The organism is Rariglobus hedericola, from assembly GCF_007559335.1.
Taxonomy (GTDB): Bacteria; Verrucomicrobiota; Verrucomicrobiia; order Opitutales; family Opitutaceae; genus Rariglobus; species Rariglobus hedericola.
Map to the genome: position 1 here is coordinate 1698710 of NZ_VMBG01000001.1, position 13399 is coordinate 1712108.

At 61.0% G+C, this 13399-nt stretch carries 14 protein-coding genes; 7 read left to right on the plus strand and 7 right to left on the minus strand.

The window, feature by feature from the left end; all coding sequences use genetic code 11:
• Positions 1-199: 199 nt before the first annotated feature.
• The 3 genes from FPL22_RS07460 to infA form a co-directional block, all read right to left on the minus strand.
• Positions 200-955 (minus strand): PLDc N-terminal domain-containing protein, encoded by a 756-nt coding sequence (locus tag FPL22_RS07460; RefSeq protein WP_144229464.1) that lies wholly within the window; start codon positions 953-955, stop codon positions 200-202.
• 67 nt (positions 956-1022) lie between these two features.
• Complete coding sequence (locus FPL22_RS07465) at positions 1023-2021, minus strand: site-specific tyrosine recombinase (protein ID WP_144229465.1); 999 nt, start codon at positions 2019-2021, stop codon at positions 1023-1025.
• Between the two features lie 67 nt (positions 2022-2088).
• Positions 2089-2358 carry a translation initiation factor IF-1 gene (gene infA, locus FPL22_RS07470; RefSeq protein ID WP_144229466.1) on the minus strand — a complete coding sequence of 90 codons (270 nt, stop codon included), beginning with the start codon at positions 2356-2358 and terminating at the stop codon, positions 2089-2091.
• 146 nt (positions 2359-2504) lie between these two features.
• On the opposite strand from infA, the gene FPL22_RS07475 reads away from it, so the two are divergent.
• Together FPL22_RS07475 and FPL22_RS07480 are read left to right on the plus strand one after the other, a co-directional pair.
• Positions 2505-3053 (plus strand): nucleoside deaminase, encoded by a 549-nt coding sequence (locus FPL22_RS07475; protein WP_144229467.1) that lies wholly within the window; start codon positions 2505-2507, stop codon positions 3051-3053.
• Between the two features lie 96 nt (positions 3054-3149).
• A complete protein-coding gene (locus tag FPL22_RS07480) occupies positions 3150-4604 on the plus strand; it encodes a nitronate monooxygenase (RefSeq protein ID WP_144229468.1) in 1455 nt (484 codons plus the stop codon).
• On the opposite strand, the gene FPL22_RS07485 is transcribed toward FPL22_RS07480, so the two are convergent.
• The gene (locus FPL22_RS07485; RefSeq protein WP_144229469.1) at positions 4568-5647 is read right to left on the minus strand and encodes a lipid A deacylase LpxR family protein; all 1080 of its coding nucleotides are present in this window, start codon (positions 5645-5647) and stop codon (positions 4568-4570) included. The genes FPL22_RS07480 and FPL22_RS07485 overlap by 37 nt on opposite strands.
• Positions 5648-5784: 137 nt before the next feature.
• Between FPL22_RS07485 and FPL22_RS07490 the strand changes: the two genes are divergently transcribed.
• A complete protein-coding gene (locus tag FPL22_RS07490; RefSeq protein ID WP_144229470.1) occupies positions 5785-7023 on the plus strand; it encodes a pyrophosphate--fructose-6-phosphate 1-phosphotransferase in 1239 nt (412 codons plus the stop codon).
• On the opposite strand, the gene FPL22_RS07495 is transcribed toward FPL22_RS07490, so the two are convergent.
• From FPL22_RS07495 to FPL22_RS07505, 3 genes are all read right to left on the minus strand, one after another.
• Positions 6983-9727, minus strand: a complete 2745-nt coding sequence (locus FPL22_RS07495) for a PAS domain-containing hybrid sensor histidine kinase/response regulator (protein WP_144229471.1) — start codon at positions 9725-9727, stop codon at positions 6983-6985. The genes FPL22_RS07490 and FPL22_RS07495 overlap by 41 nt on opposite strands.
• A 66-nt stretch (positions 9728-9793) precedes the next feature.
• Positions 9794-10222, minus strand: coding sequence for a YajG family lipoprotein (locus FPL22_RS07500; protein WP_144229472.1), 429 nt, complete (start codon positions 10220-10222; stop codon positions 9794-9796).
• Between the two features lie 25 nt (positions 10223-10247).
• The gene (locus tag FPL22_RS07505) at positions 10248-10670 is read right to left on the minus strand and encodes a hypothetical protein (protein ID WP_144229473.1); all 423 of its coding nucleotides are present in this window, start codon (positions 10668-10670) and stop codon (positions 10248-10250) included.
• A 105-nt stretch (positions 10671-10775) separates the two neighbouring features.
• Between FPL22_RS07505 and rpiB the strand changes: the two genes are divergently transcribed.
• From rpiB to FPL22_RS07525, 4 genes are all read left to right on the plus strand, one after another.
• Positions 10776-11216 (plus strand): ribose 5-phosphate isomerase B, encoded by a 441-nt coding sequence (gene rpiB / locus FPL22_RS07510; RefSeq protein ID WP_144229474.1) that lies wholly within the window; start codon positions 10776-10778, stop codon positions 11214-11216.
• A 74-nt stretch (positions 11217-11290) separates the two neighbouring features.
• The gene (locus FPL22_RS07515) at positions 11291-11740 is read left to right on the plus strand and encodes a DoxX family protein (protein WP_144229475.1); all 450 of its coding nucleotides are present in this window, start codon (positions 11291-11293) and stop codon (positions 11738-11740) included.
• Between the two features lie 82 nt (positions 11741-11822).
• The gene (locus FPL22_RS07520; RefSeq protein ID WP_144230282.1) at positions 11823-12803 is read left to right on the plus strand and encodes a potassium channel beta subunit family protein; all 981 of its coding nucleotides are present in this window, start codon (positions 11823-11825) and stop codon (positions 12801-12803) included.
• Positions 12804-12841: 38 nt separating this feature from the next.
• Positions 12842-13360 carry a DUF4339 domain-containing protein gene (locus FPL22_RS07525; protein ID WP_144229476.1) on the plus strand — a complete coding sequence of 173 codons (519 nt, stop codon included), beginning with the start codon at positions 12842-12844 and terminating at the stop codon, positions 13358-13360.
• The last annotated feature ends 39 nt before the right edge of the window (positions 13361-13399 follow it).

Genomic DNA, 13399 nt, shown 5'->3' on the forward strand with positions numbered 1-13399 from the left:
CCTGTCGCGCACTGCCATTTTCCCGCGTCAAAACCTCGCGGGTTGCGCGGTTGGCGGGAGTGGACGAATGCGTTATGTTCACGGCCGTTAAAAGAAAACCATGACGCCTTGAATCCCCGACCGGTCAAGGGGTTTTTGCCTGCCGCGTTAACGCCGTGCTTCTTGCAATACGCCGCACAGAAACGCGCGATCGATTCGGCTAAACCTTGGCCACGTGGGCCTTGGCGACTTTAATCCACTCGCCGTTTAGCCGACGATAGTGACGATCACCGTGTTTGGCGTGGCTGATAATTTCCCGAAACAGCCGGCCGGCTTCATCCGTGCGGCCGGTTTTGTTAAGCAGTTGCGCATATCGACTGCGCGCCTCTTCGCCCGAACCGACCGAAACGGCCTCTTCATACGTGCGTAGCGCCAAGGTCTCGTCCCCAAGCGCCTCATGGCAGCGAGCCGCCAGCAAAAACCGGGCGGGCGCCGCATGCCGCGACCGGAGTTCATCAAGGCGGGTGAGATCGGCCAGCGCTTCGTCATAGCGGCCGGCGGCAAAATAAACCTGCGCTCGTTCGTAGGTCAGGAGCGGGTCGTCTTTGAAGACGCCCTGCAGACAGTCGTTGAGCGTATCAAGCGCCTCAGGAAAGCGTTTGGCCGAGGCCAACGCCTGGGCAAGCCGCGTGCGGTTTTGCGTGGTATTGGAAAACTCCAGTTGCTCCCGCATCTTCGAAATCGTGCGCGCCGAGGTCTGCGGAACCTTAAACGATGCACCGCCACGACGGCCACCGGTCTTCAGGCCGGGCAGGATTTCCATGCAGAAATAAATCGCCGATCCGAAAAATGGCAGAAACAGGATGAGCATGATCCAGAGGTAGCTCCGGTCGTTGCGGATCACGTGCACGATACAAAAAATCTTAAGCGCGACTTCGAGCGCCGTGGGCAGGGAGTAGATGCCGAAAAATTCCATCGTCCCACCGCTACCAAGAGAACGGGATCACGCAAGGCCTTCCCGCGCAGCTTTCCCGCCTCGAAAATCAGCGGCCGGTTTGGTTGCGCGGATGGAATTTCGCGTGCTGGTCGAGCAGACGTTTTTCCTCCACCGCGGTGTAGATCTGGGTCGTCGCGATATTAACGTGTCCGAGCATCTCTTGGATCGCACGCAGGTCCGCCCCGCCGCCGAGCAAATGCGTCGCAAAGGAATGCCGCAGCAAATGCGGTTTCACCGGTTTGGTGATGCCGGCCTGCTTCGCGTATTTTTTCACGAGCACCCACAACATCTGTCGCGAGATCGCCGTGCCGCGTTCACTCAGGAAGAGCTGGCTGCTCGTCTTCGGTTTCACGAAATGCGGACGCCCCGCCGTCAAATAAGCACCCAGCGCCTCGGACGCTTTACCGCCCACCGGCACCACGCGCTCCTTCGAGCCTTTGCCGAACACACGCAGGAAACCGGCTTCGAGATCGACTTGCTGGATGTTGAGTCCCGCGAGTTCCGACACGCGCAGTCCGCTCGAATAAAACAACTCCAGGATCGCCCGGTCGCGCAGCGCATGCGCATCGCCGCCGACCGGCGCGGACAACAGCGCATCGATCTCCGTCGTGTTGAGCGTGCCTGGCATTTTGCGCCGCAACTTCGGCCCTTGAAGCAACTCCGTAAAATCATCGGTCCTGACCCGCTCGCGCACGAGGTGACGGGCAAACATGCGGAGCGCGGAGAGTTTTCGAGCGAGGCTGGCCACGGAGTAGTCCGTGCTCTCCGCATCATCCGGCGCATTCGATGCCGGCTCGATCTTCAGGGAATACAACCACGCCATCACGTGGTCCCCCGTCGCGGCCTTCCAACTTTTCACTCCGACGCGGGCGAGGTGCGCGGCGCACTGTCGCAGATCACTCTCGTAGGCTTCGAGCGTGCGGTCGGAGCGACCGCGTTCGAGCGTGAGCGAGTTGCCGAAATCGCGGATCGGATCATCGAGGTCGTCGGGCAATCCGCCGCCGGCCGCGTCGGGCGCATCAGGATGTGAAAAAGGGTCGGCCACCGGACACAAAAAAGACGCCGTCGGATGGACGGCGTCGATTGAAATAAGCGGATGCTCCGGAGATCGCTCAGTAGCGACGCTTGCGGGCCTGGAACGGCTGGGCGTTCACGTCCTTCATGCGGTAGGTGATGCGCGCCTTCTCGAGATCATAGGGGCTCATCTCCATCTTCACGCCGTCGCCGGCCGCGATCTTGATGAAGTTCTTGCGGAGCTTGCCGGAGATGTGCGCGAGCACGATGTGACCGTTGGACAACTGGACCTTGAACATCGTGCCGGGGAGGACGGTCACGACTTTACCTTCAACTTCGATGGACTTGCCGTCAGAGGATTCAGACATGGTTAACAGCGGCAACGAGGCCAGGGACAGGGATGATCATGCGTTCAGGTCGGTGTATAAAAGCTACTTGTAAGGCATCTGCCCCCCTCGTAAGTCAAGGTTTTCCTCGGAAGGCCGGTTGCGGCTCACCACCCGTCCGCGCACCCATGACACCTCCCAACTCCCAAGATTGCCCGTTTGAAAAACGTTTCCCGTCCCAGCTCGTGCGTGACGACACGTTCTTCATGAGCCTCGCCTACAACCAGGCGATCGACGCCTGGCGTCAGGACGAGGTGCCCATCGGCTGCGTGATCGAGCATGGCGGCGAGGTCATCGCCTTCTCCCATAATACGGTGGAGAGTTCGCAGGATCCAACCGCGCACGCCGAGATGCTCGCGATCACCCAGGCCGCCACGAAGCTTGGCAACTGGCGTCTCGAAAACTGCACACTCTACGTGACCAAGGAGCCTTGCCCGATGTGCTCGGGCGCCACGCTCATGTCGCGGTTGAAACGCGTCTGCTACGCCGTCCCCGATCCCAAGATGGGCTGCCTCGGGGGCGCGACGGATTTGAACGCCCTGCCCCGCGTCAACCACACGCTCGATCTCACCGCGGGCGGCGTGCTCGAAGACGAATGCCGCACGTTGATCCAGGCGTTTTTCAAACTGAAGCGCGCGGTGGACAAAGACGGCACGCTGCCACCGACCGACGCATAAGCGTTTCGATTGGTCCTTAATCAGGACCCATCACAATGCGTCCGCAGGAGAGATGCCGCTTTCACGGCAAGGCGGCTGTCCGTTGAGTTGGCGGACATGTCACTGCCGATTATTATTCAGGGAGGAATGGGTGTGGGTGTCTCCAACTGGAAACTGGCCCTCGCCGTATCGCGACAAGGTCAGCTCGGCGTGGTTTCCGGCACGCTGCTCACCGTCGTGCTAGCGCGGCGCCTCCAGCAAGGCGATCCCGGCGGCGAGTTGCGGCGCGCACTCGCGAACTTCCCTTTTCCCGAGATGGCGGAACGCGTATTGGCCGCTTGGTTTGTCGAAGGAGGCAAAGCCGCCGACCGCCCCTTCAAGTCCGTCGAGATGCCCACGTATACCGCGACGGCGGCATTCATTGAGCTCACCGTGATAGCTAACTTCGTCGAGGTCTTCCTCTCGAAGGAAGGTCACACGGGCGTCGTCGGCATCAACCTGCTGGAAAAAATCCAGCTCCCCACTCTGCCGTCGTTGTTCGGCGCGATGCTCGCCGGTGTGGACTACGTGCTGATGGGCGCCGGCATCCCGCGCACGATTCCCGGCGTGCTCGACCAGTTTGCCGCGGGCGAAGCGGCCGAGATAAAAATCGACGTGTCCGACGCCGCCGGCGCGAACGAACCGGTGCTACGGTTTGATCCAGTCACATTTTGCGGCGGCACTGCGCCCGCCCTGAAGCGTCCGCGTTTTCTCGCGATCATCAGCTCGGCCACACTGGCCACGACCCTCGCCCGCAAATCCACCGGCCGCGTAGATGGCTTTATCGTCGAGGGCGAATCCGCCGGCGGTCACAACGCCCCGCCGCGCGGCGCCCTGCAACTGACCGCTCAAGGTGAGCCAATCTATGGTCCTCGCGACACGGCCGATCTAGAAAAAATCCGCGCGCTCGGCCTGCCTTTCTGGCTGGCCGGCGCCCACGCGACTCCCGGCCAACTCGCAGCCGCCCTCGCCCAAGGCGCGACCGGCGTGCAAATCGGCACCGCCTTCGCTTTCTGTGAAGAATCCGGCATCATGACCGCGCTGAAGAAGCAGGTTCTTTCATTCAGTTTTCGCGGCACGACGCATCTCCACACCGATCCGTTCGCCTCGCCCACGGGATTCCCGTTCAAAGTGCTCCAGCACTCCGACACGTTGTCCAACACCACGCGCTACGCCGGACGTCCGCGCGTATGCGATCTTGGATACCTGCGTGAAGCCTTCGCCAAACCCGACGGCACGATTGGCTATCGCTGCGGAGCCGAACCACTCGGAAATTATTTCCGCAAGGGTGGCGAAGCCTCGTCCGCCGTCGGCCGCAAATGCCTCTGTAACGGCCTGCTCGCCACCGTCGGTCTCGGGCAAATCCAAGGCAACTATCGCGAGCCCGCCTTGATCACCGCGGGCGCCGACGTCGCCCACATCTCGCGGTATGTGCCGGCGGGCGAAACTCTTTATCGCGCCGCCGACGTGCTCAACACCGTGCTTTCCCGACAAACTCAGAAGGTCTTGGAAAGCGTCACCGAGCCGAAATAGCTCTTATCATCCTGCCCCTTGAATTCGATCGTGCGCACCGCTTCGGTATAGGTCAGCTGCCAGGTCCCGAGGATCACACCGATACCGTAGTAGGCGTCGCCGACGAAGTTCTTTTTGTCCACGCTCGGGCCATCGCGAAACGTATTTCCATCGAGGAAAATATCGCGGCCCACGGCACGGCCATCACCGCCACCGAATACGAAAAGGCTCCAGTTGCGCTTCGCAGAGACGCGGGGATCATCGTCATTCACCGGCGCACTCACCGCGCCGCCGCCACGGATCAGATCCACGCCGAAATCGCTCGGCAGGTTCAGGCCGATACGCGCCATACCGCCGGCGTTGGCGTAGGTTTGCACGTTACCGAGACTGGCGCCGACGTGCGGCACAAAATCCACACCCAGCGTCTTGCCAAACGTGCGGCCGTAGAGGCGCCATTTACGCTCGAAAACCAAGTTCACGCCGGGCTCGTCCTTGAGCTGCGAATTCCAGCCGCGCGGCACGTCGTCGTTGATCCACTCGTGGACGATGCGTTGCGTGTCCTCCGCGTAAGAATGCGGACCGACGATGCCCAGCTGAATCGACACGGTGTCCATCACGCGGTCGGTCTTGCTCACAAAGCTAAACTCAAGGTAGGTCCAGCCCGCATAGGGACGGTCCGTCGGATCAGGAACAGCCAGATTGGTGTCCTGAGGCGTGTAGATATTCTGGCCGAGCGACACACCGATATTTTTCTGGCGGTCGGGCTTGTTCACGAAAGGCAGGGATTCGATGAAGCCCTTGCGCCAGCCTTCCTGGCCCCACTCGCTGAGATCGCCGCTGACCCACGACAACTTCACGCCATTGGTGTAGTGCTGGTCTTCGCCACCGAAGTAGTCGTTTTCAAAATAAATAGTGAACACCGGCGCATTGCGCGCCCGCTCCACTGGAATCGTCTGCTCCACCGGGGCAACCGGTTCGGGCTCGGTCTGGGCGTTCTGCGCGTGCGCGGAGGAGACCGAAAGGATAAATGAAGTTGTTAATATCGCTGGAAGAAGCGTTTTCATGCACCCGAAGAGTGCACTAAATCCCTGTTCAGTTCCGTAGAGCTAAACCCGATACGCAGCATAATACATTTTCCCTAGATCACCGGCCTTCTGGCCGACATAGTGCTAATTCGTCCCTCCACTTTTCCCGACACCACATGACAACTCCCTCCCGTCCCAAGAAAGTCGCTCTTCTCACCGCAGGTGGCCTCGCGCCCTGCCTTAGCTCCGCCGTCGGCGGATTGATCGAGCGCTACACCGAGATCGCGCCCGACATCGAGATCATCGCCTACCACGGCGGCTACAAAGGTCTCCTCCTCGGCGACAGCTACAAGATCGGCCCCGCCGAGCGCGCCGCCGCTCCTATCCTTCACAAGCACGGCGGCAGCCCCATCGGCAACTCCCGCGTCAAACTCACCAACGTCAAAGACTGCGTGAAACGCGGCCTCGTTAAAGAAGGCCAGGACCCGCAAAAAGTCGCCGCCGACCAGCTCATCAAAGACGGCGTGGACATCCTCCACACCATCGGTGGTGACGATACCAACACCGCCGCCGCCGACCTCGCCGCCTTCCTCGCTAAAAATAACTACGGCCTCACCGTCATCGGTCTGCCCAAGACGATCGACAACGACGTGTTCCCCATCCGCCAATCACTCGGCGCCTACACTGCCGCCGAACACGGCGCGCGTTACTTCCGCAACGTCGTCTCCGAGCACAACGCCAACCCTCGCATGCTCATCATCCACGAGGTCATGGGCCGTTCCTGCGGCTGGCTCACTGCCGCCACCGCCGTCGAATACCGCAAGCTCCTCGATCGCGAGGAATTCGTCCCCGGCCTCGGTCTCTCGCGCGAAAACCTCGAGGTCCACGCCATCTATCTCCCCGAGCTCGCCATCGACCTCAACGCCGAGGCCGCCCGCCTCAAGGCGATCATGGACAAGCATGACAACGTAAACATCTTCATCAGCGAAGGCGCCGGCGTGGAGTCCATCGTCGCCGAGATGCAGGCCAAGGGCCAGGAGGTCCCGCGCGACGCGTTCGGCCACGTGAAACTCGACGCCGTCAACCCCGGCAAATGGTTCGGCGAACAATTCGCCAAACAACTCGGAGCCGAAAAAGTTCTCGTCCAAAAGTCCGGCTACTACGCCCGCGCCGCCGCCGCCAACGCCGACGACCTGCGCCTCATCAAGAGCTGCACCGATCTCGCCGTCGAATGCGCCCTGCGTCGCGAGAGCGGCGTCATCGGCCACGATGAGGACCAGAAGAACGTGCTCCGCGCGATCGAGTTTCCCCGCATCAAGGGCGGCAAGCCGTTCGACACCACCCTGCCCTGGTTCGGCGATCTCCTGAAGCAGATCAACCAGCCGAAGGGCGAGGCTGTTCACGTGAAGCACTGACCGACGCCGCGACCATCGCCATCAGTTCCTTTTGTGTGAACGGCTTCGCCAGCAGGCCGTTCACGCCGAGGGAATTCAGCTCCTTGGTCAGCTCCGCGGACAAGTGTCCGCTCACCACGACTACGCGCACGGTCGAACCGGCCTTGCGCAGCGTGCGAACCAGTTCCACGCCCGTCATCACGGGCATGTTCTGGTCGGTCATGATCAGATCAAACGCGCCGTCCTTGCCATCGGAGCACAGCTCCCAGGCCTCTTCGCCATTTTGCGCATAGGTCACGTTGTGCCCTTCGCGCGTAAGCAACCGGTTGATCGTTTCGGCCACGAAGATATTGTCGTCCACCAGCAGGATGTTCAGCCCGTTGCCGACGGAGCTCGAGACGGCCGCCACCGGCGATGGCGGACCCGATAAAAAGACCGGCGGCGGCGCATCGGGCACCGGAAAATAAACATGAAACGACGTGCCCTCACCGGGCTGACTTTCGATCTCGATCCAGCCATTGAGGTTCTTCACGACGTTCCATACCACCGCCAGACCAAGCCCGGTGCCCTGCCCCGGTGATTTGGTTGTGTAGAACGGCTCGAAGACATGCGACCTCACCTCGGTCGTCATGCCCGCGCCGTTGTCAGAAACCGTCAGCCGCTGGCAGGCACGCATGAACGGCGCATAAGACGCCCCTTCGACCGGTGCCGCCGCCTGCACCATTGTAGTCGAAACCTCGATACGCGGAATCCAATCGGTGCCGGCGAAGGTCGGATATTTTTCGAGCAAGGTATCGCGCGCATTCAGCGTGAGATTAACCACGATCTGCGCCACTTGTGAGCGGTCCAGGAGCAGCGGCCCGAGCCCTGCGGCCAGTTTCATGTCGAGCGCGATACGACGGTCCACCGTGTGCCGCAAAAGCCCGATCGTGTCGTCCACCACCGGATTAAGCGCCATCAACTCACGTTTGCCGCTGGACCGGCGCCCGACTGCCAGAATGCGTTGATTCAATTGCGCGGCCTGTTCGATCGCATCTTCGATGGAGCGCAAAGCCGCCAGCAAGTCAGGGTCGCCTTCGCGGTCGGCTCGCAGCATTTCCAAGCGGAGCAACATCGGCGTCAGCAGGTTGTTGAATTCATGCGCGACACCCGCCGCAAGCTGGCCCAGTGACTCGATTTTTTGCGTCTGCCGCAGTTGTTTCTCCAAGATTTCACGCTGGGTGATATCTTCACAATGCGAAGCCACGCCGATCACGCGGCCATCGTCATCCACCAGCGGCGTGTTATACCAGTCGCACAGGATCACGCGGCCGTCCTTCGTGCAGTTTTCGTTGGTGTTGCGCCAGCCGCCGCGACGATTGATGACCGATTGCCAGACCTCGGCGACTTGCTCGCGGGCACTTTCGACCACGATGAAAGGCGTCGCGACCTTGCCCAGCATCTCGGCCGCCGTGAACCCAAAGATGCGCTCGGCCGAGGGATTCCACGCCGTCACGCGAAACTCCGTATCCCATTCGATCACCGCGAGCGGAGTCTGCATCACATGCAGCGCGAACCGGCGCTCTGATTTACGCAGCGCCTCCTCGGCCTTGAAGCGTTCGGTGAAGTCCACATTCAGACCGATGATACCCAGGACCTTGTCGGCCACTCGCACCGGCGCGATGATGCTGTGAAGGAGCCGGCTCTCACCATCGACCATCTGGAAAACCTCCGACCGCACCACTTCGCCCGCAAACGCCCGGAGGTTTTTCTCCTCCCACATTTTCAGCGCTTCTGGAGTCAGCCCAAGATCCGCCAGGCCTTTACCGACGCACTCGCCCCAATTCTCGCGTGAAGACGCGTTGGTCAGCACATACCGGTTCGTCAGATCCATCACCCAAACATCAAACGGAATGCCATCGATCGCCGTGCGCAACCGCGCCTCACTCTCACGAAGCTGTTTTTCAATGCTGCGCCGCGCATCCACTTCCGTGCGCAACGCCCCGGTCGTCGCCGTCGCAAATCCCAAGATCAAAACCGGCACCGCCATCAGCCAGATCATGCGCTGCCGCCCGACGGAAATCGCCGCGATCCACTTCTCGGCGGGATAATCAACGCCCAGCGCGCCCTCGATTTTTCCCTGCTCATCGAACAACGGCACTTGGGCGCTGACCCAGACGCCCCACTCGTCATGCACCGGCTCGTCGGAGAACGTGCGTTCACCCGCGAGGGCGCGCAGCATGTTTTCGTCAGCTTGCGGGTATTCCTTGCCGAGCGGCACGCGTTGTTCGCGCGGACCTTCAAACTTACCATCACGATCGTAGTCCGTCTCGCTGGAGACGAAGAGCCTCACCACACCGTCAATTTTGCGAAACGTATAAACATCGCTGATCACCGGATTGACCGCTTTCCAACGCTTCGTGGCGGCGATCATCCGCTGGTAGTTGGTATCGTCCGGCGGCGTGTCCAGCGTCAGACCCGCATGGCCCATGCGCGTCATCTCCTGCGCATAAGTCGGCGCCACTCCCTGCATGAAATCCTGGATGCGGCGGCTTTCGGATTGTCCGCCATTCTCGACCAAAAACCAGCCGGAGCATAGCAGCACTCCCAACGCCGGCCACGCCATCCAAGGCAAGCATCCGTGCGGAGTGCGGCGGCGCAACCATGTTTCCAACAACCCGAAAAGAGTCAGGCATGCCAAAACGAAAAAGAGGTAGTCGCGGTTTTCCGCTATCCAGCCGGGCATAAGATAAAAGCAACCAGTCCGATGCTCCAATGCAAGAGCTAGCCTATCCCCACTTTATACCATTTTTCAGCCGTGAGTATCTTCTTCGATGACGGAAACTTTTCGGTCGGCACCAAAGATCACTTTGAAATACTCACGCTCACGGCGGGCAGGATAGTTCAAATAATAAACCGGCGAAAAGTCCGGACTCAGATGATACCATCCGCGATAAAGCGGCTGGCCCAAATCGTTTTCCCAAGTCGTATAACTCCACACTTCCTGGGTGCCTTTGGCATCCGTCCGCGTCCACTTGCGGTCCGGCAAACCGAGGGCGAGCATCACGGCGTCTTCATCGAAGCCAATGGCCACACGGCCTTCCTTGACGAGCGCCTGCTGGTCCGGACTGAGCCGGGCAAACACTTCCGGTGATCGTTTGATGCGCGCATCCGGTGTCGCGCAGCCCGCAAAACCCAGGGTCATCGCCAACAACGCCACCAACAGGCCGAAGGGTTTCATTTTTTATTAAAAGCGGACGGTTCGTTCAGCGCTCAGTCTGCTCGATCGCCGTCACACGTCCAGCTGTGAAAACCACCCGCATTTTTTCGTCGGGGAACTCGCGTCCCGACGTGTTGACGCCTGCGCCTACTCCCACGGGGCCGCCGCCCAAGCCCACGCCCAAACCAAGACCGAAGCTCGGGCTCTTATCACGGTAAACCCATACTTCGGAATCACCCGAACTGCTCTTGCGAGTCAGCACGCGATCAGGCGCACCCAAGGCCAGCTTCACTTGGTCAGGGTTAAACCCGACCTGCACTTCGCCCTTGCTGATCGCGGTGCGCACCTCGGCCGGATAACTGTCGTAGGCCCCCTGGTTTTTACTGATTCTCGACTGGGGCGAGGAGGAGCAACCCGCGCTCAACGTGATCAGCATGAGGGACAGACAAAACGGAAGAGGAGTTTTCATGGGATAAGGTTAAAACCGGACGTAAGCGTTTTGATTTGCTGCCAGCGGAAGCGCGCAGAATAACGACATTCCAGACATCGCCCCGCCTGTTGTAATATATTTTTCATGAAGACCTATTCCATCGCAATCGGTTCCGACCACGCCGGTTTCACTTATAAGGAAGCCATCAAAGCCGCGCTCCTCGCCGACGGCCACACCGTCCGCGATTTCGGCACTTACTCCGACGCGTCGTGCGATTATCCCGATTTCATCCGTCCCACCGCCGAGGCGGTCGCCCGTGGCGAATACCAGCGCGGCATCGTGCTCGGCGGCTCCGGCAACGGCGAAGCCATCGTCGCCAACAAAGTGAAGGGCATCCGCTGCGGCCTGTGCTGGAACGAACAGGTCGCCATCTGGAACCGCTCGCACAACGACGGCAACGTCCTCTCCCTCGGCCAACGCACCGTCACCGAAGCCGAGGCCATCACGATCACGCGCACCTGGCTCGCCACCGAGTTCGAAGGCGGCCGCCACATCGCCCGTATCCAAAAAATCGAGACAGTTTAACTCCGCCTTTCTTTGTCCGTCCTCTGTCCTCAGTCTTCCGTTCTCCGTATTCCGTCCTCAGCCCCCCAACCACCATGAGCATCAAAGCCCGTCTCGTCCGCACCAACGCCAGCCTCTGGTCCCCGCTTGTCCTCCGCCTCGTCGTCGGCGCGGTCATGGCCGGCCACGGTTCGCAAAAACTGTTCGGCTGGTTCGGCGGCAAGGGTTTCGAGGCCACCGTCAACGGCTTTTCTAGCATGGGCCTCAACCCCGCGCCCGTCATGGCTGGCCTCGCGGCAGGCGGTGAGTTCATCGGCGGCATCCTGCTTATTCTTGGCCTGTTCACCCGCCTGGCTGCGTTGAGCACCGTCGTGATCATGGCGGTGGCCATCTTCACCGTGCACTCCAGCGCCTTCTTCCTGCCCGCCGGCATGGAATACGCGCTGACGCTCCTCGCCGCCGCCCTCGTCCTGCTTGAAACCGGCGGCGGCGCGCTTTCCGCCGATAGTAAAATCGGCGCGGGCGTCTCCACGATCAAAGCCTGATCCCCGCGCCGGGGCGGCGGTTTTCTCGATTCGTCATTAGACAATCGAGTTTCGCCGTTTCATGGTCATGCCCAGCATGAACATGATTTACCGCCCCCTCGGCCGTTCCGGCCTGCAAGTCTCCGCGCTTTCTTTTGGTGCCTGGGTTACCTTCGGCAAACAAATCGGCGATCCCGTCGCCAAGAAGCTCCTGCACACCGCCTACGATGCGGGCGTCAATTTCTTCGACAACGCCGAGGCCTACGCCGACGGCAAGGCCGAGCTCGTCATGGGCGACATCCTCAAAAAAAGCGGATGGCGCCGCAGCAGCTACATCGTTTCGTCGAAGGCCTTTTTCGGCTGGGAAGACGACAAGCCCAACCAGACCGGGCTCTCGCGCAAACACCTCGTCGAAGCCTGTCACGATGCGTTGAAGCGCCTGCAAGTTGACTACCTCGATCTTTACTACTGCCACCGCCCCGATCCCGCCACGCCGATCCTAGAAACCTGCCGCGCGATGCATGATCTCATCACGCAGGGCAAAGTCCTCTACTGGGGCACTAGCGAATGGTCCGCAGCCCAGCTCACCGAGGCCTTTGCCATCTGCGATCGTCTCGGCCTGCACGCGCCCGTCACCGAACAGCCCCAATACAACCTGTTCCACCGCGCCCGTCTCGAAAAGGAATACGCGCCCGTCTTCAAAGCCCGCGGCCTCGGCACCACCATCTGGTCTCCGTTGGCCAGCGGTCTGCTCACCGGCAAATATAACGACGGCATTCCGAAAGACTCCCGCCTCGACACCAAGGGCATGGAATGGCTCCGCGACGGCGTCCTCGGGACCGGCTCCAAACAGAAACTCGCCGCCGTCAAAAAACTGGCCGCCGTCGCCAAGTCGCTCGACACCTCCCTCCCCCGTCTCGGCGTCGCCTGGTGCCTCGCCAACCCGCGCGTCAGCACCGTCATCCTCGGCGCCTCCCGTCCGGAGCAGCTGGTGGAAAACCTCGGTGCCCTCGACGTCCTTCCTCGCCTGACTCCCGCCATCCTCAAAAAAATCGACGCCATCTCGCGCCCCGTCGCCGCGTAAGCCGGCTTCGCTCTTTCTTACTACCCCTACCCCAACCAATGGCCACGCCCCCTCGTTATTTCATGATGGAGGACGGTCAACGCACCGGCCCGCACAGTCTCGCGGTCCTGCTGCAAAAAGCGGAGATGCATGCCCTCACCGCCGACACCTTGATCGCCCCTGAAAACGAGCCTGGCATCATGCTCCCGTTGCGCGATTTTCAGGTGCTTTGCAGCGAGCTCCTGCCCGAGCGCGTGCATTACACGCTCGGCGCCCACGCCATTGACCGGGTCAACACCACGGAAATCCCCGCCGCGCTCTCGGTGCAGGAAATTCTCAGCGACAACCTCGCCCGCGAACGTGCCGTTGAAGGCCAATTGCTCAAATCCGCCCGCGCACGCACCAACAACCGCCGTCGCGATTACGTGCTCCTCACCGTCGCCGGCAACGCCTTTGCCGCCCTCGCCTGGGTGTTGTTTCCCGGCACGCCCATGGTCGTCGTTTCCCTGCTCGGTTTTGTGGTGATCTACAATGTCAGCCTCGCGTGGGTGCTCTACGGCGTGATGGATCGTTACTAAGCCCGCCAAATCTATCGCTTGCCGAGCCTGCGGACGCTC